This is a genomic window from Cellvibrio sp. UBA7671 (assembly GCA_002483145.1).
Taxonomy (GTDB): domain Bacteria; phylum Pseudomonadota; class Gammaproteobacteria; order Pseudomonadales; family Cellvibrionaceae; genus Cellvibrio; species Cellvibrio fibrivorans.
In genome coordinates this window covers 64,101-88,791 of sequence record DLHJ01000012.1, presented here as the reverse complement: position 1 = coordinate 88,791, position 24,691 = coordinate 64,101, and the positions used below count along the sequence as shown (strand labels likewise).

The following is a 24,691-nucleotide window of genomic DNA, read 5'->3' as shown; positions in this document are numbered from 1 at the left end:
TTGCTCCCGGGTTATTCCTTGCATCTGATTAATGTGAGTAAAGTTCAAAACACTTGCAGTGTGCAACTTATTTTTCAACATCCTGTACTGTTTCACTATCTTCCACATCATTCGCGTCAATGGTGGATGCGGGTTGTCGCTGTGGAACAGCGGCGGTTTTTTGATATTGCAATAAATGACGGTTAGGTCTTTGTTCTTTAAGCGCTTTAATGGCATTCACACCTGCAATGAGTGCCAAGCCTACGACAACCAAACCTAACAGGCTGGATAAATTCAGAATGTTAAATAATGGATCCACCACAATTAAGTACTCCCACAACCCTATAGGTGGCAAGAGCAACGTGATAACTGCAAGTGGATGTGATAACCAGCGAATATAAACCGGTAATTTTTTACAACGATGTGGATACACATAAAAAATAATGACCAAATAGGCGAGCGCCAATAGTAGCCAAATATTCATTATTGCAATGAGTAGCCAGCGATAACCACACAGGGTTTCATTCCAGAGCGATTCGTTGTAGCCAGGTGAAAAATGTTTACCGATGTAACTATTGAAAACCGAGTAATCTTTGCCGTCGCTACTGTTGGTATATTCGATCATTGGCCAGAAGCCGCCGCCGCCAAAACTTTCGTGAATGTAGGCAAGGCGTTTTTGTCGCTCGTCAATCTGATGCCGCGTGGAATTGCCATCAGCTTTTACATCCATCTCCGAATAATCGGTAAACATCAGCGGTGCAATAATAGTGCGGTCGGTGCTAGTGGTTACCGCATAAATTTCATCGAGCGCATTGTAATAGGGATCTTCCAGTAGCAGGACTACCAAGGTTTTGACAGATTCTTGAATTTCCGGGATCGACAAGTTATCGTCAGAATATTTACTAACCTGGGTTAAGAAATCGATATGCCCTGCGCCAAATATAGAACCAGCGCGCAAGAACTCGGATTGCGTGGTCATGATATTGACGTAAGTGTGATTTTTTATCCCATTCCAGCGATCGCGCGTCTCATCCAACTTTGCCAATTCTCTTTTCAATTCCTTAAAAAAAACATCAAATCTGTCTTTGGCAAAAGCGTCCCTCGGGAAATTTTTAAAATAGAAAGTAACTCCATCGCCATTCGTCGGTTGTGCCGCAAGACCAAGCGTCATCAATGGACGCAAGCGCGAACCCGCATCGGTAAGCGGTGTGCCGAGTAATTGCACAAGTTGGTTTTTTAAATTATCAAAAAATATTTTTAAACCAGCGTCGGTTTGCAAATCAGGTGCAGACGAAAATTCTTTTTCAATTATCCAATCCACTTTACTGCCATAGCGCCTCGCCTCGCGCATAAATGCCTTGGCCTGATCGCTATTATCATCGAGCAAGGTTTTACTGCCAGGACGGCTATTGATTTGTATCAGCTTGCCGTTATCGCCCGCACTCAAGCCAAAATAGGCAACGCGATTGAATGTACTGAAATCAAATGCTTGTGTAGCAGCACCGGTCTTCCAGTAAGGATAAATGCCATAAGCAGTGGTTTGTAATTCTTTGCGTACACAACCACAGTCTTTGCCTCCACCGTTCCACAACAGGGGTTTGCTGGTATAGGGGGGCATGGGTTCGCTGTAGAGCGGTGCGACTACGGGCTGCAGTTGACTGCGGTAATAATTCCCCAATTTATGAATGTGGTCTTCGTTACAATATTTGATAGTGTCCGATGCTTCGCTGGCGATATGCTGATTTATGTCATTAAAAAGCGCCGCCGTTTCAGATGGTTCCAGATTACCCAATTGGGTATCAAGTGTATTGGATTTATCGAGCTTACAAATGCCCGCGGCTTTGAGAATTTTATTTTTGATCGCAAGATCCAATAATTCGGCACTGGGGTATTCAATATCCTTAAGTGTTTCCAATAACTTGATTACCGCAGCCGCTACGGGTTTTCTGGTGCTGAGCAGTGCCTGTGCAGCGGCTTCATCCAAGCGGTAAAACTCTTGTTCGCTCGCCAACTGGATTTGCAATAACAGCTTATCGACATTAGGTGTTGGTGCTGCGTCTGCCGCAGGGGAGGAACTCGTGGATACCTCACTTGATGTTGCCGCTATAGAAGCAACGGCAGATGCTGCTGTTTTTATCGCTGCGGTGATGGCCTTGCTGAATTCTTTCTGATCGGTAAATGTTTTATCGCGCAGTGTTGTCAGGTTTTCAAACAGCGCATCACTAATGCCCTGCTGACTTAAATTATTGAGTACTTTATCGGTGATTACATATTCTTTGTGCGCAAGAATGTGAGTGCTGAGTTTAGCGCTAATGTTTTTGCTTTCATCGGGAGATAATTTGCCAAGTTGTGCATTGATTTCTGCAATGGCCGATAATTTATCGGGAAATGATTTTCCCGCGATGGCCGTTATCGCCATATCGGCGGCGGACACTTTTGCAACTGCGCCCGCCATAGCTTCAAAATCATCGGCGCGCAATACATAAAGTTGATAGGGATCAATAACTGTCAGTGGTTCTGGTTCAGCTGCAGCTTGAGGCTCGGGTTGCAGGTAGCAGCGCACGAGTTTTTGCAAATCGCTATCGCTTCCCTGCGCAAGTGTTTGTTGGGTATCCAATTCACACGCGGTGATATGCGAAACTGCCCATTGTGCAAAAGGGATGCTGATTAGGGTTGTCACATCGTCGCGGTGCTGTAAAGAAAATGTTGCAATTGCGCGCGCGCGCAGCGGTAAGGTTGCGACGACATCATGGGTGCTATCCAATGCAAAGTTTTTACAAAAGCGCTGCATCCACGACCAGGTAATTGGGCCGAGTATGCCATCGTTAAGCGGTTTTCCTTTGCGGCTGGCATCGGTTTGCCAATCACTCTCCTGATGATACAGCTGATACATATCTGCTTGTACCTGTGCAATCACCGGTTTGGGATAGCGTTTATATTCCAGCTCATAACCGAGGCATTTATCTTTATTTTGTGTTGCACCCTCGGGCAATGTTTGCGCAGCTAATGCAAGCGGGAATATCAACCCGAGCAGCAAGAGCGGCCATTTGATATAAAAAGCACTGGTCATGGCAGTTAGAGCGTACGCCCCTCCTTGAGAAGTTCTTTATTGATGCCTTGCAACAGATCGGCTTGTTCAAGCCGGTTGCGGTTCATGCGTGTGGCGCGGATAGCCGCGTAGCGCACAACGTTGGTAAGTGAACCGCCCGAGAGTTCGTATTTATCGGCGAGAAAAGGTAAATCCACATCCTGCGCCAGCAGTTCGTTATTCGGTAATAGGTTTTTCCACAGCCGCAAACGCTCACTTTCATCGGGCAGTGGAAAATAAATAATCGATTGAAAGCGACGTGCAAAGGCCTCATCGATATTGGCTTTGATGTTACTGGCAAGAATTACCACACCGGGGAAATCTTCCACCCGCTGTAACAGATAGGAAATTTCCTGGTTAGCATGACGATCATTGGAGCTGCTAGTTTGTGTGCGCTTACCAAACAGTGCATCGGCTTCATCAAAAAATAAAATCCAGTTTTTATTTTCGGCTTGATCAAATACACCGGCGAGATTTTTTTCTGTTTCTCCGATGTATTTTGACACCACCATGGATAAATCGATGCGGTAGACATCCACGCCCACGCTCGCACCTAGCAGTGTGGCGGTAAGTGTTTTACCCGTGCCGGGTGGCCCGAAAAACAAACTGCGATAACCCGCTTTAATCGATTTTTCCAATCGCCAGTGTTTTACCAGCGATTTGCTGTGGCGCAACCAGGTATGCAAATGCTCTATTTCATCCATTACATCGCGCCCCAGCACCAAGTCATCCCAGGTGAGTTTGCTGGCAATCAATTTTGCTGGAAATTCAATGCTGTAATCGGGTTTGTGCACTTGTCCATGTGTGCAGCGATGCAAAAATTCGGCGGTGACCGAAATCGTGGCATTTAAAAAAGGTTCACCACTGGCTTGATGTTCCAGTTTGATTAGCCGCTGTTTAAGAAAATAATGTTGGTCATCAAATAATTGCAAAGTGGCAAAACGGCGTTGTAATTCCTGCCCGGCCAGAATAAAGACAGCCGTCTCCGCGGTGGGCAAAAAACCGCTGTGAGCTTTACCGCGCCAACCGCCAAATTCTGTATAGGTACGACCAGTGATTTGGCTCTGGGTGAAAAAAATATCCAGCGCTTGTGGGCGCAGATGGGGAATCAAACACAATAAAAACACCAAGCGCTCATCAAAGCCCATCGCATAGTCCCGCACAATCTGCGCGTAAGGTGATGGGTCATTGGACAAATCCGGTGGTGCGAGGCTGCGTACATCTGCGGTTGCGTGTTGCGTCTCTGGCGTACCAAAATAATGGGTAAAGCGCAAATTCAACACAGCATCAAACCAGGCAAGTTCCTGTTCGAGTGTGATGGCATTGGCTTGGCTAATGGTCATGGTGTTTGGTCTGCTCATGTAAATTGGATTAACATTTTGTTCAAGATTGATCGCGCCAGGACACTCGCAAAGGTTTATCCATCCAGCTGTGTTTGATCAGCGAAATGCTCCAGGGTAAACGGTCGAGCAACATATCAAAGGTGCGCTCCTGCACTTTCAAGCGCCAACAATCTTCTTCCAGTAATAGCCAGCCCTGACGCTGGAAAAAAGTTTCGCGTAAACCGGCAATCGATGTTGAACCCAACACTTTCCAATGTTGGATCATACTGGTGAGCATTTGCTCGATGATATTTTTTTCGTGCTCGCTGAGCTGGATACCTTCACTGATTGGCAAGCTGGTACTGATACCACACAAAATTTTATTTAAGGTCAGTTCGTATTCCGGCGTATGTGTTTCACCGCTCACCATAAATTGCACCAAGTGCGCAGCACGGTCTGCTGCTCCTGGGTGCACAAATTTTCCTTCCTGCGTTAATTCCAGCATGGCAAACAGCCGTGGCATAAATGCAGCCGCCAATACCTGGCCTGCGTTGTTGACGGGAATCCCAGCTTCCCAAGGGTAAGTATTTTCTGTCGTTTTTTGCGCGACCTGCAGATCTTGCAATCGTATTGCTGGTTGTTGCCGTGCCGGTGGCGTTAACAGTGCCGCGCGCCGCTCAGCCAGATTGAGCAGGCGTTGCACATCGTCGATACCAACAGCTGTTGCAAAAATCTGACACAGAGAGTCAGTAATTTGTTTTTTATCCAATGTCGAGGGGCGTAAAACAAACAGAGTGCGGAAAATAAATTCCCATTTGGCCTGTTTAAGAGAAAGGCTAGTGGTATCAACCGCTATCAGTGCAATTGCCTCATTTACCACTTTTACCAATGCATCCAAAGGTGGATAACTCTTGGGTTGCAAGCGCATGACAATTTGATGCAATAAATGCGCTGGCACTGCGCGGATTAATCGTGAGTGATGTTTTATCTCACCCAATAATTCCAGCCATTCACTAACAACATTTGTAGTTGCGTGCTGAAGTAAAAAATTAATATGTTGCTGTAAGACGAGTAGTTGTTCGCGCGTGAATGTGGCTTCTACGCTCAATAATTGGGCAAGGGATATAACGGGTTTGCGCAAGGAATCATCGCCCCCTGTTAATTGCGGAATCTGTGTATTAGTTATTGGTGAAATTTCTGGCGGCCGGATTGTAGATGGTCCATCCCTATTGTCCCGGGAATCTATATCAGGATCAGCAGCCAGATGATTGGTCGTCCTGTTATGCAAATTAATTGTTTGGTTGTGAGTTGTTTGACGGTCAGCTGCCATCGTTGCGGAGTTTGTTAAAGCGTCAACATGCGCTTGTGCATTATCACCAGAGAATGTAGCAAAAAATTCAAGATCAATAGGTTGCTTCTGTAACAAGGCGTTTACGACTTTGCGATAATAGTTAGCGGAATCTAGTGCTTGCTGTGCAAAGGTTTTGATTGACTGTAATAAATCAGCAGCAGCGTCTTTGCCAATAATAGCTTGACGAGAAATTAAGTCGTTACACATTTCTTGCCAGTGATCGTTATTCAAGTGCAGTTGTTGCAAGTGTTCAAGCGGTTGTGCAGCCGCCAAAAGGGTTTGCACGGAAGTTTGTATGCTCGACGGCAGAGCTTGTGTGTGTTGTGTTTCGAGTTGAGCATTATCGTCGTTGTCTGATAACACCGGTGTTTTTTCAGTATCGATTAGTGATTGGTTTGCTGCTAGATCTTTGTCGCTAGCAATATCTGCATTTTGGCTGGCGTACCCGTTAGCTGTTGAGGTTACCGGTTTTGCTGCTGTTTGAGCGTCTGTGATTGCCTGACTTAGGCCAGTTGATGCAGTTAAAACAAGAGAACTGTGTTGTACATTGTCACTTTGGGCCCTGGCAAATAATTCAAGATCAAGCGATTGCTGCTGCAATAGCGCGTGCACAACTTTGCGATAATAACCTGCAGTATTTAGTGCCTGCTGCGCAAAGGTTTTAATTGACTGCAGTAAATCAACCGCAGCGTCATTATCCATAATGGCTTGGTGCACAATTAATTCACTACAAACTTCCTGCCATTGATCTTTACTTAAGTGCAGTTGTTGTAAGTGTAGAAATGGTTGTGCGGTGGCCAAAAGGGATTGCAAATGAGTTTGTAGTGTCGACGGTTGAATTTGCACGTATTGGGTTTTGAGTAGAGCGCTCTCCATGCTTGATAACTGCGTTGTCCTATCTGTATTCATCTGGGCTTGAACATTTTGCAAATCTTTATTGCCATCATTATTCTGATTTTGATTGATGTGCCCTACAGCCGTGGTAGCCAGTGGGTTAATTGTTATTGTCTGATCAGTGGTTGCAGCGCCGGTATCCGTGGATGCAGTTAAAGCAAGAGAACTGTATTGTGCATTGGTATATGCAGCGTTAACAAACAATTCAGAATCAGGCGATTGTTGCAGCTGTTTATGTGGTTGTTTATTTGTTTCCAGCGACTCGTTAATTGCAGTGATATTGGTCGGTACATGTTCCTTTATTTCTAGTGGCAAAGAGTAAGTGTTATTTGTAACGGCAGTATCTATTGTTAATACCGCTTTCTCTTCAACAACATCGCTGACGCTCAATTTGACGTCGGTCCCCGCAGCTTCCGTTGCGTAAAATTGCTTATCAGTAAACTGCGTCTGTGCATCATCGCTATCAGCGCGAACAACCTCTGCTGCTATTATTGTATTGGCCGTTGGTGTTTGAGGGGGATTAATTTCACTTCTGCTGATAGCGTCGATTGGCGGTGATGATTTTGCTATCGCGCTGGCAATTGCTTCAAGGTCCACCAATTTATCAGCGATCAATGCCTGCAGCACGGCGCGGTAAAAGTCCACCGGTGCATGAGTTGCTGCAGCTTGATGATCGATAGCAGCAATAAAATCCCGGCTGTTTTCGGCGGTGGCGCTATGCCCCACGCGAATGTAGCTATCGATCATGCGCTGTAACAATGCAACGTCAAATGAAATTTGCGGCCAGGAAACTGCTCCGCTTTTTAAACGCAGGCAGAGATCAAATAATTGATGGTCGCTAACATTATGTAAATCCGGGTGTGCTGATGCGATGCGCGGCAAAGCATTTTCCGGTAGTGGCTCGGCGGATAAACTGGTTAGCGAAACAGCGGAAAAAGGTTGCTGATTATCGATGCGCGTTTCGTTCGTCCGCTGGGCAACGGTGTATTGGGAAGTATTGGTGTGTTCAACAGACACTGTCTGTATTACCTGACGCCATAGCTGCTGGAGGTATTGAGCATTCAGTGAATTTATATGGGCATAGTCTTCTATTAGCCGGTGTAAAAAAACTTCAGGATTTGCGTTAATAACTGCTGAGCTTGTTGCTGGAGAGGGGCTTAATAACACGCCCACCGCTAATTCCCACAAGCGACGTTGTAAATGTGCTGCTGATTCACTGCTGATTTTATCAGCGTCATCAGGCAATGCTGGGTCAATCGATACAAAATTATTGTCGCTACCGATCTGTACATTCAGCGTGCTAACCAGCTGGTCAGCCATTTGCTGTAAGCGCAAAAATAGGGGTTTTATGTCGGTTGCTAAAAATCCAATCATATCGGCCTGCATTGACAGGGGTAGTTGCATCATCAACTGCTGGCGAATTTCAGCTTGGGGCAAATAGTGTTGCAACGCGGAGAGCAATAGCGCCGGTTCCCGTGCAACCAGCGTTGGCCAGATGGTTTCTAATAAATGGATATCAGCACTAACCAATGCCTGTGAAATTTTCTGTTGCAACAATGTGCGTGGAATATTTACTACATTCTCCGGTAATAAATCAGCGGGCGAGTTTCCAGTTGGTAGATATGCAATGGAATTTTGTTGGGCATTAACGTCGGCGTTGCCAGGGACACTTTGTAAAATAAACTGATTGTCGTACTCGCGAACGCGGGTGCCCCTAAAAATCAATGACCTTAGCGGGTTGGTTTGGGCAGAGAGCTGCTGCTTACGCGGCACGAGTAAATATTTAAAATGCCTTCCAGTGTTTACATCAGCCGTGGTATCGAGGATAAGCTTGTCGGTATTGCCCGTTTCATGCTGCTGTGTTTCCCTGTATGAGTTGACCGACTGAATTAACTGAGCGATGCGCGCCTGCAGGTGTTTAAGAGGATGTGCATAGGCTTTCGGCAACGGGATGGCGAGAAAAAATTCGCCCAGTTGCACCTTACTAATTGACAAACTGGTGGCGAGCTTGTCCAGTAAACGAGTTAACCAAACGGTTTCACTGGCACCAGGAGATTCCAATGCAAGCAGTAATACCTGGTGCCAGAGTTGTTGTTGCAATGCTGTCGGGTTGGATGCAAATACTTGGGCTGCCGTTATTGAAACAGCTGCCGAAACATGATTTGTTAAAAATTCGTTTACTTGTGAGGTAACAATCGGCAAAAATGCTTGCTGCTGTCCGATAAATTCCAATAAATCCAACAGCGTTTGTACTTGCAGCAGTTGTTGTGGTGCCAGCTGACGCAATAATACCAAACGCTGCGCTGCGCTAAATTGTTTTACCAAGCGCGCTACCAATAATTCGCGTGCAGGAAATTGGCGCAATAATTCGGCTATATCCTGTTGGGCAATAACTTGCTCAAATAATTGCTGGTGAATTTTTCCTCGCGACTGCCCCTTGTCTTTTTCATTACCGGTGCGACTAAATGCATAGTGCGCTGTGATATTGCCGGTGGAGAGATAGGCAATTAATTGCTGTAATGCAGCATGCGCATCTGGAATCAATGGCACCAGTGGTGGATTGCTGAGCGCGCGAGGGTCGAGTGCGAGCATCTGGCTTTTTAACAAACGCGTGAATTGTTCCAGCAATTGCTCGCGGATCTGCTGTTGGTAGTGACGCGCATCCAGCTTGCCCAAATCAAATTCGAGGGTTTCAAATCGCAGCACCTGAGTGTGAGGCGAATACTGTGAAAATAATCTATCGAGTGCGGGCAATAGCTCCTCGCTGATCCAACTAACTAACCCGGCTTTTTCACGACGAGCGAGCCTGGTCGTAGTGAACGACAGGTCGAGAGTGAATTCGTCGATGCGATGCTCGGGATGCATGGTTTAAATCCAGTAGGCGGCCGAGGGTTTATATTGCGCCAAACACTTGCGCAGCTGTTGTGCGTAACGGTCAAGTTGTTCGGTGTTGCCGTCCTCGTGTAGCAATTGTTGTTGTTCATATTGTTGTAGCCTTTCAAGCCAAGGCTGGTAGCAGGCATCAAAATCTGTCATTGCGGGCAGATCTAACCAATAAATTTGCGGAAATAAATGGGCCGGCATATGGTTGGCAATGGTTTTTTCCGCAAACTGGCGAAAGGCGGGATTGGCAAAACGCGCGGTCCATTTCGGGAAAATAAAGCTCACCCGACAATCAAAAAAATCACTGTCTTCGGCGTTTACTTGCTGTCCGCGTGGGCGCAATAAAATATGCTCCAGAAGATAAAAACCTTCGGCTCCGGCATTGATATCGGTAATAATTTTTTTAAATTTATGCACATAGGAAATGGCTTGCACCCGATCATCCGCTTTTTTTAATTCGCGGCGGCGATTGAGCCGCTGCGAATAAAAATACACCGCAACTGCCTCACCGGATTCCACCGGCTGCAACCGATAGGCATCGATAGTGGTACCTTCGATAATCATTGCCGGGCAGAGCGTCAAACTTTTATTGGGCGTATAACTCCACTGCGATAATTTTTCTTGCTGCTTTGCCTTTAGCGCAGGTACTGTTTGTGCGTCAGTGTTAGGGGCTAACGCGTCTGTTTCAGTTGGATCTGGCACCTGATCGAGTAATTGGTCGTCGACCAGATGTATTTGGTTGTTGTTAAAGCACTGTGATAGCGGAACCAGGCTATCGAGCTGTTGTATACCTAATAAAATATTGATTTTTTTATGCAAACTACTGAGGTTGCTCGCTTGCCAATGCGCTTCACTGGTATCGAATGCGGCTGAACGCCCGCTACTGGTTTCGACCAGATGTTGCAAGTAACGGATTTTATTATCTATGGCCCAGTAGTCCGGTTGCGCTTCATGATAATAATTAAAATGCAGCAGGGCTTCCTGCGAAAACTCTTCACCATAAATCGCGAGTAAGGTATCCAGCGCACGGCTTTTGCGGTCGGTTGCCGGGTCGTGGCGCGCTTGTATATCCTGAATATCGTTTAACCCAATACGTTTGTTGTGATAGAGCAGGGCAAAGTCAGGGATATGTTGGTTGTCCAGAAATTCGGCAAAATAACTGTGGTTGGGGCGTTCACCCAAACTGAATAAATGCTGCAGGTTTTGGATATGCGCCAACATGTTGGCCATGAGTTGTTCAAAAGGATAGAGATAGGCCTTGAGCTGTTGTGCCTGTTTTTTACGCGCTGCAGTTTCATGGTTAGTCACACCAGCTGCATTGATGCCATAGACACTGGGGAAATGGTGCTGAATAGAATAATAAGCCGAGTTCCGGCGTGTACGCCCTTGCGGCAAGGGATAAAAATGTGTGCTGTTAGTTTTATTGTTGCGGAAGGCACGGTATTCAAATTCCAATTTTTGTAGTGCGCGCCGGGTTTCTTCCATTAACCGTTCGATATTGTCGCCACGCGTTTTGACAACTCCGGCGGGGTCTGTCGTTTTACCTGGATTGAAATCAATCTTAAGCCATTCTTGCTGTTGTGCTTCCGCGGGAAATTTTAAAAAAAATGATTGGTTATCAATTGTCTGGGTGTCCAGCGGTTTGCCTAGTTCATCAACTAATTCCAATCGATATACTTTTTTAACGCCCTCAATAGCAGCGACCAAGCCAGTCAATTCTTCCAGTGCTTTCGTGCTTTTATGGGCGTTAAGGTGTTCGCTATAGATATAGCCGTGTTGTGTTAACGGACCGCTAAAAATATCAGCCAGATCCATTTGTTGCGCCATAGTTTCATAGCGTTCAATACGGATGTTGGACGAAATTTTACGTGCAACCTGAAAAAAAACATCAGCATAAATATCAGCCTGGTTACGTTTGCCGTTGGTTTCGATCACTCCGCGTAAAAAACAGGGTTTGCTTTCTTCAATACTGACAGTTGCGAGATCTTCACCAAGATTGCGATGTTTGACAAACACGCTGCGCACACGGCGTACAACTTGCTGCTTTTGTTCATCGCTATAAGCAGGGCCAGTCAGTGGTTCCAGCAATTTGATAGAAATGTTGTACAAACACGCTTGGTAACCCTCTCCTGTTGCGAGGGTAGCAACCTGAAGTGCGTCAATTTCGGGAATGTCGTCGAGCAGGCGTTTACAATAATCTTCGGCGGTAATTGGGCGTGTGGGAAAAATATCGTGTGGTTTATAAAGTGCGTAGTGATTGAAATCAATCAAGCCGCGTTCATTGGCAAGATAATCCGCGACCGGCACGCGCGTTTGATAGGCGAGTTCAGTCAATCCAAAACACAGTTGTTCGAGGATGGTGACACCGGGATCGTGCAGGTTGTAATCCGTCCAGATATTGCCGGCGAGTTCTTGCGCGCGCGCAATCGCATCGGCGCGCAAGCTGGCGAAGTCGAGGCCGTCTGCATCCTGTTGCAAACGCTGGATGACATCGGATGAACTCATTACTGCGATCCTGATGCTAACGAATTGGCATGTTGTTGTGCATCGGTCGCGTGTTGCGCCTGCAATTGCTGGTGTAAATAATTGACTAGCGTACAGACGCGGTTGTACGGCAATTCTCCCAATGCTTGCACACAGACACTGAAATCGCTTGCGCTTATAACAAACAGTGCTGGTGCATGTTGTACTGCCCCCGTTTGATAGAATTGTTGCGCCTGATGATTTAACTGGCCGATGATGTCAAATACTTTTTTAAATGGCTGCTCCACTAGCGCTTCTAACAACAGGCTGCTCTGCTCGAGTGTCAGATAAAAATGCAATTCACTGGATGCGTTCATCATAGCTGTCCTTATTCCGGTGCACGGCTGCTTTCAAGCATTAGAGGATCAAACCACAGACGGGTGATGTGATAGTTGATCCAAATATTTTTGCCGTAGGAGCACTGCGCACGTATTTGCAATTTGAAATGGAATTGGCCTTGCTCGGGTACTGGCTGCCAACGCAATTCAAGGCGATTACATTTGTTGCCGAAGTGTGCGTCCTGCGTATTGATGCTGCTTTTGCCATTAAACGTATTTAATGCAATTGCATGTACCAGCGCGTATTTTCCATCGGCGTCTTGCCCACCTACCCCAGCGACAACTTCAAAAGCTTCACAGCCGGTGAGTGCGCTGGTGATGTCGTGCCATTCGCCGTCAGCGGGCGCAGCCATATCGCCCACTTTGCCCATACGCCCACTGGAGGCAATGGTACCTTCCACATCGAGTGTGGTTTGTGGATTTTCTTTATTAATGCCCACTGCAACTCGTAGATTGTTTTGTCCGTCACTACCACTGCCCTGACTATAAAGGCTAAGTACACGTGGGCTTTGCGGTGTCCCAAAATGCAATTTGTTTTCGCTGGTGCTCAATTCCAAAAACCACTGCGGACTTTCCACAGCAATATTTTTATAGAAACTCAACAGGCGACCGGAACCCATGAGCTGCGAAATTTTTAAACCATCGCGGCTGGTTTTATCAAAGCCCTCTTCCAGAATATTGACCATGGAATCGATCAAATTGGAAAAGTCCTGCTCCGAGGGCATACGTCCTTTTTTAAATTTATTTTTCAGCGCATTTCTGTCTAGTTTTTCCATCACATGGCCTATTCGGGAATAATGAAAGTACTACCCACTTCCAGCTCGTCCACACCGGTGCGCTGGGCGCGGATCTGGAGCGGTTGGTCAAGGGCTTGGATGTAATGATGCTGTAGCGGTACAGCGGTACTCCAGGCGTAAGTCGGATGCAGGGTTTGCAAGTGATGCGTGTCGCTGCTGGCAGTATCGTCCAAAATAAAAAAACCATCGCCCTGCGGCGCAATGCGCAAGAGCGAAAAATCGGTAACGTGTTCGATGTAATCCAGATTATGAATAAAGGATTTTATTTCCTGCTCACTGATGCTCCACCCAAAATGCACAGCATTGCCCTGCGCCTGCCAGGGCGAAAGATAATCACACAGCGCCTGATTTAATAAATTATGGTGACGGCCAGTGTGCAAGCCTTTTTTTAATTGCACCGCGCAGCGCACCTGGATTTCTTCATAAACCGGATTTTCCACCGCTACCTGCACACGTGCAGGTGTAAGTGGCTGAATAAATTCTTTGATGGCCAGCATCAAATGGCCGTCAAAACAGGGTTTGTAATCCGATGCATTGTTGGTCGGGTGATGGGGAATGGGAATGATCAACAAATGCCCGGGGCAAATGGGGTTGTGGTGATTACTGCGCAGGTTCGCAAAACATTTCACTTTATAAATATGCGGAAATTTTTCCAAGATCAACATTTCGTAATCAAGCGGTGTTAGCGCCCGATTTTTATGGCGCAAGCGTTCACTGATACGCGTGCGCAAGTGCGCTTGATTTTCAGCGGGTACTCCACCAAAGGAGCGGGTAATTTGGCTGACGCCGGTAATTCCCGCAATAGTCTGGCGCGTGCGTTTGATAGTATCGGGTGGTAATTGCATGGGTTGTTCACTGGCGGGGTGAGTGCCGGAAACCCAGGAGGCTTGCACCGCTTGCGCATACACACTGTAGATATCGCTGAAATGAGTGAGGGCTTTGTTGGCACTGATTTTTAACCAATACAAATTGCCCGGCATGATCGTATTGGCCGTCGTCATTTTTTCCGGCATCGTCAGTGTGACAATACCGGAGGTCATAAAACCTTCGGTACTATCGCCGAGGATGTAACGTGGATTCAGCGGGCGCCATTGGTTGTCACTCAGGTAAGACCAGCTCACCAAGGCAGCGGGTGTGAGTGCGCGCTGTTTATATTCGCTTTGTGCTTGTACAAGTAATTCTTCATCGAGCGGTAGTGAATTATCTTGTAAATGAAAAAATAAACTCAATTGTTGGATATCGCTCGCAGCGACCCCGAGGTAGAGCGTGCCGTTGTCGGGATACTGGGGCAACAAATACAAACGCGGGTGGCGCAGTGGTGATATGGCTTCCCATCCCAAAGGATGCAAGTGAAAAAATTGATCTTTGTAGAAAGGATCGTCATCGCGCCCGGTATCGGCCAATGTCAGTGTAGATACTGCAGAATAATTTAGCCGTAGCGAGCTGATCTCCGGGGTGTAGGGTGCATTGGGAATGGGCTTGGCAAAACGGGGATGTTTTACGCGTGCATTGTGTGTCAATACATCGGCCAGTAAATTGGGGTACTCGCGGTGTCCAAATGCACCGAGCGGCCCTTGCAAGGTGAATTTAAATAATCCAGCGCGCGTGAGCGGCGAATAACTAAATGGTCGCTTGGCTTGTTGTTGGTCTTGTGCTTTGTAAAAAGGAATTGCGGCGGCGGCCGACAATTTTTTATGTGCACTGACTTGCGGGGAACCGTTTTTTAATCCGCAATCAAACAGTGGTTGGTAGCGGCCGGAGTCATTTGCTGCGGGTTGCCAGCGGCCATCTACCAGCACACTAACACTGGCAACAAATTGTTGATTATCTTTTGCCAGGGTATAACCGCGATACCAGCTGTTAAAGCCGCCAGCGCTCGTGGGTAAACTGTTCCATTCAATATCCACATCGAGATCGAGCAATTGTTTGGTGCGCGTTTCTTCGTGGCCCACAATAAAATAAGAGCCTATATCAGGAAGTGGACCAAAGGGGGCGAAGGGCGCGAGCGGCGATAACTGGCCGATGTTATTGTGCAACAGCACATCGTGGCAACCTTTGACATCTACCTGGATACGCACTTCGCGCAGTACTAAACGCCGGAGGATGTCATAGGGATACTGCAAATAATTTTCTTTGAGTGTGAAACGCAATACGGGTAGCGAGCTGGTGAGTGAATCGCCATGCACCGCGCTGTTGTAAGCAGTAATGGCCGGGCAGCCTTCGGGTAAATAAAAACCCAGGCGCAGGCAATTGGATTTGACGCTGTTGTCGGTGTCGCAGTAGGCCGGTTTGTATTCGCTGATGTCCAACCAACCATCTATGGTGGTTAAGGATAATTGGAATAATTTGCTGAAATAGGCAAAAAATTTGGCTTTATCATCGGCAATACTGTCTTTGATATTGGGTAAGTGACGCAGAATTTTCTGTAGCTTGCTCCAGGGCTCACGTGCCACTTCTTCAAAGGCCAAATCGACGCAAATATAGCGCTGGCCTTCGCGCAGCAAAAGTACATTGCTGGCGATGGCAAAGCCGAGGCGTGCACTGGTGGCCGCGTCACTCGCGCGGCCATCGCTGGTAGTGCGTTGGCGACCGGCGCCAAAAAAGGGTTGGGCAATTATTTTATCGCGCAGTTTTTTATCGGCATTGGGTTGTATCGCCAAGGCATTCAGCCAGCACCCATCCGCGAGTGTAACACTGGTACGCGGGCTGGGATTTTGTTTTAAATTAAAAGTGGTGCGCGGAAAAAATAAACTGTATAGCTGCTGTACCTGGGCGTCGTTGACAATCGCATCTTCAATGGAGGCGTACACAATATCGCGGCTATTGTTATCCAAACCGGCAAAAAATTCTGTGCCCTTGGGTAAGTGAATTTCCCGCTCTTTGGCGCCCGGTTGAAATACCAGATAAACATGGTCCGGTTGGATCGGTCGTGTTTTGGCTTGCAGCACCTGGGTAAAATAAAAATCGATAAAATCCAGTGTAAAATGATTCAGCCGCGTTTGTAGTTTTTGGTAGAGCGTGACAAACGCAATACGCAGCGCTAGCGCGGGATCGTGATTTTTGCTGTGCATGGAATCGGGCAATAATTGCCGGGCGCTGGCTTGCACCATATCAGCTGCTTTTAGCAGCGATGCATAAAGTGAGTGGATATTGAGTGCAACCGGAGTTTTGATTGGTGCAGCAATTTCATCAGGCTGGCCCCCCGCAGTAATCAGCGTCATAAATTGCTCTGAAAATTGCTGCGTTTGTTTAACCCGGTCGGGCATAAACCCATGAACTCGATAGAGTTCTTTGGCTAAACCCAGTACTACACTTTCGATCAATCCATAAAGACTTTCGCCCGCACTGCTTTGCGGGTGCTTCAATAAATTTAACCAGCGATCTAAAAGCCGTGCTAGCCCAACTACTGATGCGGGATTGTGGGTTTCTCCCAAAGCCCATTCTTCATTGTCGATTTCCTGTTGCAAACGTAGATTAAATTGGGTTTCCAAACTATCGATATTGAGCGCGAGTATTTGTGCCATCACTACAATTTCGTCGCGTGCAAACAATAGTTGCTCTATATCGCCGGGTAAAAATTCCACGCCGGGTAGTTGCACCAAGCGCGCATAGTCCTGCATTTGGGTGAGCAGTTGCTCGAATGACATTTCATCGACATTGAAATAATTTTTTTCCAGCGCCGGCAAAGCGCGGCGCTGCTGGCTCATGCCATCGCGCACATGCAATTGCGAGACAAGGCCGGGCGTGGCCTGCGTCTGGCTCATGGCGCTACCTGCCGGTGTGCAGATATGCATGAATAAATAAAACACTTAGCCTGCAAGATTACTGCCTTCATTAAAATAAAAGGGATATACCAGGTTGTAGCGGTTATTTGTCGCACGGACCCGGTAATACACATGGATTTGTACCTTGCCCTCGCGGTAGTCATCATCGCGCACGTCAATACGCTCGACGATAACGCGTGGCTCAAAAAATAAAATCGCTTTTTCAACCGTATCGCGCATAACAGCAAAACTGCTTTCGTTGAGTGTGTCAAACACATGGGCTTTCAAACCGCAGCCGTAGAGCGGTTGCATGACACGCTCGCCGGGTGTAGTCGATAACAAAATCAGCAGGCTTTCGTGAATGTCTTGTTCCGCTGCGACTGTCACCAACCCCTTACTAGTGAACTGCGGTGGAAAACTCCAGCCAGTGCCAAGAAACGATTTATTGCTCATGGTTTTCGTTATCCACCAATCATGACGGTGGGTAATCCCAGCACGATATTGCCACCGTGCGCAGTGGTGTCTCCCATGCGTGCGGCCGGTTTGCCGCCGATCATTACCGTGGCCGAACCCTTGACGATGGAATCGGGCGGGCCGACACAGACGCACATGTCCCCGACTACTGCCGCAGGTAATTTTCCAATCAACACAGTGGGAACACAGGGGCCGCTAATCGGCCCACCTACATGCGGGACCGGGCCAGTAAACATAGGGCAGGCGTGCATATCGGTAATTCGTGCTGCAGGTGGCATTTTTTTAATTTCCTTTTTATCGCTAAAACTGTTTGGTCGTTAATGTGTGGGTTTGTTAAATAACTAGTTAATCATCACCATCGCCCCTTTGATGGTGGTAGTACCCGATGCGGAAACTTCGGCCGTTGCGTTGCCTTTTGCGGTGAAACCGATATTGGCGGTGCTGGTGATATTTAATCCGGTTTGTTTGATATCCATTTGCGCCGTGGCCTCAATATTGCCCGTGGCATTCAGCACAATTTTTCCTTGCGCCTTAAGGGTAATATCTTTGGGGCTATCGAGTGTGATACCGGCGGAATCGAGTGTGACTTTGTTGCTGTTCTGGTCTTGCAACAAAATTGATTTGCCATCGTCGCTGATCACAATTTTGTTGGCACCCGGTGTAATGATGGTGATGATTTTTTTCTCTTCATCGAATTCCATTTTCATTTTGGTGCGTGTGACTATGGCCTTGGTATTATTTTCTGCCGCGAGTGTATAGGGCGGAGGATTTTTACTGCTGTAAAGGCTGCCCAAAATGACCGGATGCGATGGATCGTCGCTGAAAAAACCGAGTACCACTTCATCGCCAATTTCGGGAATAAAAAACGCACCAAAACTATTGGAGCTGTAAAAATTGGCGAGCCGCGCCCAGAAAGCATCCGTAGTAGCGCTCATTTCCGGAATCGATACTTGCACGCGGTGCTGACTTTCTGGATCGGCATCCAGTTTTTTTACGATACCAATGTGCAATCCACTGATGCCAGGGGTCAGACCTGCGGCTGCAGGTGCCATGGTGTCGGCCGTTTCGGTAAACCAGTTGGGCGACATGCCAAATTCTACCCGTGTCGTCCAGTTGCCATCGACAACGGAGTGATTGACGCTGCTGACAAAAATGTTGCCATTAAAGCGCGTCCCAACACCGGCGAGTTCAATCAGAGTTCCGGGTTTGGCTAACGCACTGCCTTGAAAACTGACATGGCCGCGAATGCGTGCGAGGCCGGATTTTAATTGTTGCGCTTTAGCCCAATTAGTGAGGAAACCCGATTCGAGCGGGACGCTGCTTTGCAAACGGAAATCACTCAAACCGATTACGCTGGCGAGTGTGGCAGAATCGATATCACCCTGGGTATTTAAACTGGCAGTGGCGGCGGTGCCTTGCTGCAGCGCATGATTGGCGAGATCCCAGCCATTGCTGGTGACAGTTTGGAATTGATGACGTGCATCCAGGTCAGCACTGAAATCGATGATGTCGATGCCATACGTGAGTGAAAGTACGGCGCTGCCGCTAACCTCGGGTGCTTTTACAGTAACGGTGCCAGCGTCGAGCGTTACCAGCATGCCGTTGGCTTCGGCACGCGCGAGCATAAAGTCCCAATCGCTGCAGTAAAATTGCACCAGCTCTTTGTGTTGCACGGTGGTTGCGGTGACACTGGCGGTGAGCCCGGAATAGTTGCCAATGAGTTGCGACATAATATCGCTGTCTTTTTTGTCGATGTAGTTTGCGTTTTTACGCCCCACCGTCATCGCCAGTGCTTTGTCTTTGCATTCAATAATCAAACGTGCGGCATTGTTGCCATTGATTTTAATCGAGTGTTTGATAATGACGCCGCTGAAGACATCGGTCAGTGTTTGGTCATAACCCAACTGGATTTTTATTTCCGTGCCGGGTTTAAAGGTGGCTCCGGCACTCAGCGGAAAATCGGCATTGGGCATATCGCCATCATTGATCACCAGTGTGGCGGTTGAGATGCGGTTGATGCAGTGTTGAATTTCTATCGATACAACTTCAACAGTGGTTGCAATGGCGTTGCCGCTGCAGAGTACGTTAAAGCTGACTACACCATCGCTGCTTTTAAGAGGAGAATCGGCCATGAATTACACCAGCGGAGGAAAACGCAACAGCTGACCGGGTTGCAGCTGGCGAAAGTTATTGAGCTGGTTAAGTCGTGCAACGGCGAGATAATAAGAGCTGTCTTTGTAAATTTGGTAGCACAACATAGGCAAAGTATCACCTGCTTTAACTTCGACCAGATGGGTTAAGTCTGGCGATTCGAGGCTCGCTTCGCGAAAAACTTCTTCGGTGCTTTTGTACGCGGTAAATGTTAAATCCATTTTTGCGCGCAATGGTTCGCCGCTGGGTTTGAACAGCGTGTAATTGACTTTCAAGGCTTCCATACGCGCTTTGAATAGTAATGGCCCCCAGGAAACTTCTACCACGGGTGGTTCATGTTCTGAGCCGTTGTAGTCGTAGGCTACTTTGCGCAAGAGTGCAATCTGGGTGCGCACGCTGCCTGTTGTGCCTTCGACAACACCGGTGCCATCCAATACCAATTCTTTGAATTCAATTTTGTCCGGCTTGGATTTACTGTATTTTTTTTCGCTACCTGGCCCGAGCGCCTGATTTTCCGCATAAATAATCGATGAGCTATGGGTGTAGCCGGCCGGGTTGATCAGCGCTTCAAAAGCCGGGTCACCATTGACGGTGGCGATGCCGTCGTTGACATCGCAGGGCGAAATTTTTAATTTTATTTTGGTGCCGTTGGCGATGGTCATGATTTAACGCAACCCTTTATCGCTGAGCATTTCAAGTACTAAACGCCGGCATTCATTGATCACATCCTGTTTGATACTTGCACTCATAGCGTCGCGCTCTTCGGCGCTCTCGTCATCCGCATCATCCACGACATTGGATTTAATCAACAGTTGTTTAATTTCTATAGCCATGATGGGTTTATCGCAGAGTGATTGTTTAGCAAAGAAATTTTTACGTCAGTCGTCCAATAAAAATTACATCACGCGATTGGAATAGGTGTAACTGAACACAATTTTTTCGATTGCCACTTCATTTTTGGTGGAGTTAAAACCCTCCACTTCCCACTTAATAGGAAACGCATTAGCAAAGGTCCATCCGCGAATAGGTTCGGCATTTTCATTGAGCAAATACACGCTGATGGTGCGCGGTACTATGGCGGCGATAAAATCGCCCTCCATCACTTCTTTGCACCAAGCCACCAGCGGTGAGGATGCTGGTGCTATGCCGCGTTTTAATTCCAGATTGCTTTGCTTGATCGCCGTGGGCAATTTGTGCACAAACCGATTTTCGCCGCCTTCAGGTACCTCTTCAGTAGACATTTCAAACGAAATGCCAGAGACATCCTGAAATGATGAATCGACCCCTTCGCTGCCAGAGCCAAAAACCACTTTGAAATAAAACGCAGAAGGCGGGTATAAACCGCCTTCTGAGGTAGTTGCTGCAGCAGACATCGACTAGTGCCCGCCTAAACCATTAGCTGTTTGCAATGGTCAGGCCTTCGTGGACGATTTCAATACTTTCGATGGCTACTTCATTTCCTTCCGCTTTCAAGTCGGTGGAAGAAATTTTGGTTGGCCAAGCATTGGTGAGGGTCCACACCATAGTGGGAGCACTGCTCTCATCCAGCAAGCTGATGGTGACAGGAACACGTTTGATGGTGTTCAGTTTGATTTGGTTGAGCCAATCCCAGAACTTGTTATCACCTTTAAACACGCCTTTTTTCATGGTGACGTTGCCGAATTTTTTCATGCCCGGCATTTTGATCACAGAAAATTGTTTGCTGTCGCCCGCGCGATATTTAATTTCTTCCGATTGGATATCCAACCCGCTCACTTCCTGAAAGGACATGACATTCGAATCCCACTTCACTTCAAAGTGAAACTTGGGCAGTGGCCAAATATTGGCTGATTGTGTTGAGCCGTCTTCTGCCATAGTAATCTCTACCTTAATTTATCTATGGATGGAAAAATTTGCGAAGTCCTTATCTGCTATGCGCATTTAATCGCCCAGCAAATTGATGACAAAAACCCCGCGTTAATTTTTATATACCTGGTAAATGACCAACAGGTACTTAGGATTTTTGCATCTGCTGCTGGAAAGTAATCTCGATAAATTCTGCTGGACGGCTCAAGGCAACCAATACCGTCACGCGCAAAATACCTTCGAGAATATCTTCTGCGGTCATGGTTTCGCCCAAGCCAACATGCACACTGAAAGCATCTTCGGGGCTGGAACCAGCAAGACCACCGCGCTTCCATACACCAGTGAGGAAGTTACCGATCATGCTTTTGATGGTAACCCAGGTATTGGCCACGTTTGGCTCAAACACATAAGCCTTGCTTGCCAGTTTTACCGACTCTTCCAACATGATCATGGTGCGGCGTACGTTTACATAGCGCCAATCGAGGCTGTTGCCGTCGAGGGTGCGCGCGCCCCACACCAAAGTGCCTTCGCCGATAAAGGTGCGGATTGCATTGACGGATTTACCCGCGGTATTCACGTTGAGGTCTTCCTGCTCCTCGTGATTGATATTCACTGTGGGTGAAGATACTGCGCTCAAGCTGACATTCGCTGGCGCTTTCCACACACCGCGAGTGTTATCCACCATGGTGTAGATACCGGCCATCGCCGCGCTCGGTGGTAACAAATTCAACTTGTGTTGCAGGCCAGCGAGAATTTTGTTGTACAGCGGGCAAACTGCGCTGAGGGTTTTGTGCAGTTCATTATTTTCTGCACTGCTTTTGCTGGGTGTATCGGGAAGTTTTTTGATCTCGGCGATAATGCTTTCCTGTTTTTTCAAGGAGGCAATAGTTTCGCGCACTTCTTGCGTCAGCAAATTCACTACGTCAGGCAAGCTGTCTTCGTGGATATTGCGGAATGACAATTCACTCACAGGAACAATCGAACTGTTCAGCCAAGGGTAATACACTGCGCTGAACGCCGGGAAGTTGGTGGCCATTTTATTGCGGAAATTATCGATACACTCGTTATCGCGGTTATCCTGGAAGCCGCCGTAGATATCGAGAATGGCAAAACGGTTTTTCATTTCATAACCGCAATGCGCCACCATGGTCTGCTGCAACTTATAACAATCTGCCGCTGCCAATGACACTGCATCAGGAATCACCAACATGGTTGGCTCTTGCTCTTTCTTCAGCAGTTGGATGCCTTCTGAAAGCTCACCTTCTTCAATACCTTTGCTGTAGTTTCCAACGGAAACAACATAGCAGGCACCACCGCCGTTTTGGAAAAACAGCATCATGCTGCGGTACAGCAAGTAGTAGGAACCTTCGAGTGAGAGAAAAAATTTGTCGTCTTTGCCGAGTGAAAAATCTTCATCGGCGCTGCTGAATGGATCGGGATTTTTATCCACTCCGGCGATAGCCGCAACGGCTGTGCGCGCATTATTGATCTCGGTAGCGATTTTCTTTTCATCGTCCGACGCACCGGGCGCAGCGGCGAAAACCGCCGGTGTTGGTGCCGCGCTACCCTTGCGGGCGATTTTAAAGGTGGCTGGCGGCGGGCCTCCGAAGTAGCTGATAAATTCAGCCATTGAGGAAATCCGCCAGGGTTTGTTGAGCAGGCTTTTACCTTTATTATCGGCAAAATCCGTGTAGCCAACAAACGCCGGAACGGCGGTAGCTACTTCAACAACGGAGTTGGGAAAAGCGTCTTTTTCAACAATATAGACGCCGGGAGTTTTATACGCGCCAGCCATATTTGTTCCTTTAAGTGCTATTGATTTACATAAATTTCTGCAACAAGGATTTGCTGCCCCCTGAGATCCCTACTCTTGCTGATCAAGTTAACTCCTGCGTTGGGTAAACGCTTGATCAGGATCTTGCCTGCGTTGCTTTTATCTTTTAACTGAAATCGCTGCTTTGGCGCACTGTTCATTGCAATCGGGATTTGCGAAATAAACGCCTTGCCATTTTTGGCGACAACTTCATCGCTAGGATCAAAAGCCACTGCCACTTGCGAGCTTAAATCATGGATGTCCAATTCCAATTTCGCAAGTTCACCGAAAAAATAGTATTTCCAGTAAATATCGCGCGTGTTGAATTTGATTGTGCGCGCGACGGGAGCTGCTTCAGCTTGGCGCACGGTTGCAAATTCAGCTCCGCTTAAATCTATATCCACACTGAGTAACGGCGTTCTATCGCCGGGTTTTGTTCGCACAAGTCGCGCGTCGTGGGATTCTGCCGGTTGTTCGTCCAGTAACACAAGACTGCTGTTATCTGCCGTAATATTTTTGCTGCTGTAATACAAGGGCAACTTTTTATTTTGGGTTTCCAACGTGTAGAAACTAAAATAGGGGTCTTGCGCAAATACCTCAAACCGCAGCAACGCTTCGCTATCGAATGCGACTGAACATTCCTGATCGGCAAAAATAGCAATGCCAGTATCTTCCGCTTTGACGGCTAATTGATATTGTTGCAACACCCGCCGGGTAGCTGGCGTAGTGGTAAATACCAAATTGGTGCAGCGGCCATCGGAAAAAAAAAGATGTTCAATCGCCAGGGTTAATATCGGTTTGAAATGTGCCATGGATGTTGACTCCCTTTAACCGCGCAGATCACCTTGCGGTTTGCTAACCAAGGGCAATTGTGCCACTACGTTATCAGGATTGATGGCTACCATGCGCACACGGTAATACACGGAGGGAAGGTACTTCCCGCCCAACAAACCCCAGAGATTACTTAAATCCTGAATGTTCAGGTTCTCGATATCCAATACGAGTTTATCGATGCGGGAGTCCAGATCCGGTGTTGAATGTTTATCAAACACCGGCTGCATCTGAAAAAAAGCGATGGCTTTGGAAATGAACTTGAGTGCTTCAGCATAGTTGCTGCCACTGAAATTCGCCGCCAGCATCACATACAAATTTAAATACACAGATCGACTGCCAACCAGGGCGCGGCCATCAAATCCGGTGGCACGGGCTGCGCCAGATTGCGGCACAGTATCTTTTTCAATATTGGTCAGCAGTAAAATTAATTTATTGTTGGTGTGCGGTGCAGCACTGCCATCACTTTCCACCAAACTGGATACCACGACAATATCTTCAGTGAGATTATTGGTGCGCTTGAGGTAGGCATTTAGCTGGGTCGCTAAATGATTCATGGCAGCCTGGATCAACCCACACCCCTGACAGATATTTTGTAATTTATGGTTTTGGGGATGTTAGCACAAAAAAAATTCACG

The 24,691-nt window shown here is 47.4% G+C and carries 17 protein-coding genes; all 17 read right to left on the bottom strand.

From position 1 onward, the window contains the following. Positions 1-67: 67 nt before the first annotated feature. The 17 genes from B4E62_RS08790 to B4E62_RS08710 all read right to left on the bottom strand — a co-directional run bounded on the left by B4E62_RS08790 (position 68) and on the right by B4E62_RS08710 (position 24,610). Entirely contained in the window at positions 68-3,049 is a 2,982-nt protein-coding gene (locus tag B4E62_RS08790) for a hypothetical protein (RefSeq protein WP_331351797.1), read from the bottom strand. Positions 3,050-3,054: 5 nt separating this feature from the next. Further along, the gene (locus B4E62_RS08785; RefSeq protein WP_331351796.1) at positions 3,055-4,428 is read right to left on the bottom strand and encodes an ATP-binding protein; all 1,374 of its coding nucleotides are present in this window, start codon (positions 4,426-4,428) and stop codon (positions 3,055-3,057) included. A gap of 22 nt (positions 4,429-4,450) precedes the next feature. Further along, the gene (locus tag B4E62_RS08780) at positions 4,451-9,499 is read right to left on the bottom strand and encodes a contractile injection system tape measure protein (RefSeq protein ID WP_331351795.1); all 5,049 of its coding nucleotides are present in this window, start codon (positions 9,497-9,499) and stop codon (positions 4,451-4,453) included. Between the two features lie 3 nt (positions 9,500-9,502). Further along, positions 9,503-12,022, bottom strand: coding sequence for a hypothetical protein (locus B4E62_RS08775; protein ID WP_331351794.1), 2,520 nt, complete (start codon positions 12,020-12,022; stop codon positions 9,503-9,505). Then, positions 12,022-12,360: a hypothetical protein gene (locus tag B4E62_RS08770; protein ID WP_331351793.1), complete on the bottom strand. Its 339-nt coding sequence runs from the start codon at positions 12,358-12,360 to the stop codon at positions 12,022-12,024. The genes B4E62_RS08775 and B4E62_RS08770 overlap by 1 nt, the downstream gene beginning before the upstream one ends. Positions 12,361-12,368: 8 nt before the next feature. Continuing rightward, on the bottom strand, positions 12,369-13,154 hold the full coding sequence (locus B4E62_RS08765) for a hypothetical protein (protein WP_310069251.1): 786 nt from the start codon (positions 13,152-13,154) through the stop codon (positions 12,369-12,371). Positions 13,155-13,162: 8 nt separating this feature from the next. Continuing rightward, the gene (locus B4E62_RS08760; RefSeq protein ID WP_310069254.1) at positions 13,163-16,939 is read right to left on the bottom strand and encodes a baseplate J/gp47 family protein; all 3,777 of its coding nucleotides are present in this window, start codon (positions 16,937-16,939) and stop codon (positions 13,163-13,165) included. Positions 16,940-16,984: 45 nt separating this feature from the next. Next, the gene (locus B4E62_RS08755; RefSeq protein WP_310069257.1) at positions 16,985-17,392 is read right to left on the bottom strand and encodes a GPW/gp25 family protein; all 408 of its coding nucleotides are present in this window, start codon (positions 17,390-17,392) and stop codon (positions 16,985-16,987) included. Positions 17,393-17,400: 8 nt separating this feature from the next. Next, positions 17,401-17,691: a PAAR domain-containing protein gene (locus B4E62_RS08750; RefSeq protein WP_310069259.1), complete on the bottom strand. Its 291-nt coding sequence runs from the start codon at positions 17,689-17,691 to the stop codon at positions 17,401-17,403. Positions 17,692-17,754: 63 nt separating this feature from the next. Then, positions 17,755-19,545, bottom strand: coding sequence for a type VI secretion system tip protein VgrG (gene vgrG / locus B4E62_RS08745; RefSeq protein ID WP_331351792.1), 1,791 nt, complete (start codon positions 19,543-19,545; stop codon positions 17,755-17,757). Positions 19,546-19,548: 3 nt separating this feature from the next. After that, entirely contained in the window at positions 19,549-20,226 is a 678-nt protein-coding gene (locus B4E62_RS08740) for a peptidoglycan-binding protein (RefSeq protein ID WP_310069268.1), read from the bottom strand. 3 nt (positions 20,227-20,229) lie between these two features. Continuing rightward, complete coding sequence (locus B4E62_RS08735; protein ID WP_310069271.1) at positions 20,230-20,397, bottom strand: DUF5908 family protein; 168 nt, start codon at positions 20,395-20,397, stop codon at positions 20,230-20,232. A 63-nt stretch (positions 20,398-20,460) separates the two neighbouring features. Next, positions 20,461-20,937, bottom strand: a complete 477-nt coding sequence (locus tag B4E62_RS08730) for a phage tail protein (protein ID WP_310069274.1) — start codon at positions 20,935-20,937, stop codon at positions 20,461-20,463. Positions 20,938-20,959: 22 nt separating this feature from the next. Next, positions 20,960-21,418 carry a phage tail protein gene (locus B4E62_RS08725; protein WP_310069275.1) on the bottom strand — a complete coding sequence of 153 codons (459 nt, stop codon included), beginning with the start codon at positions 21,416-21,418 and terminating at the stop codon, positions 20,960-20,962. Positions 21,419-21,557: 139 nt separating this feature from the next. Then, positions 21,558-23,204 carry a phage tail sheath family protein gene (locus tag B4E62_RS08720; RefSeq protein ID WP_310069278.1) on the bottom strand — a complete coding sequence of 549 codons (1,647 nt, stop codon included), beginning with the start codon at positions 23,202-23,204 and terminating at the stop codon, positions 21,558-21,560. Between the two features lie 17 nt (positions 23,205-23,221). Continuing rightward, the gene (locus tag B4E62_RS08715; protein WP_310069281.1) at positions 23,222-24,034 is read right to left on the bottom strand and encodes a hypothetical protein; all 813 of its coding nucleotides are present in this window, start codon (positions 24,032-24,034) and stop codon (positions 23,222-23,224) included. Between the two features lie 15 nt (positions 24,035-24,049). Continuing rightward, positions 24,050-24,610: a DUF4255 domain-containing protein gene (locus tag B4E62_RS08710; protein WP_310069283.1), complete on the bottom strand. Its 561-nt coding sequence runs from the start codon at positions 24,608-24,610 to the stop codon at positions 24,050-24,052. Positions 24,611-24,691: the final 81 nt, after the last annotated feature.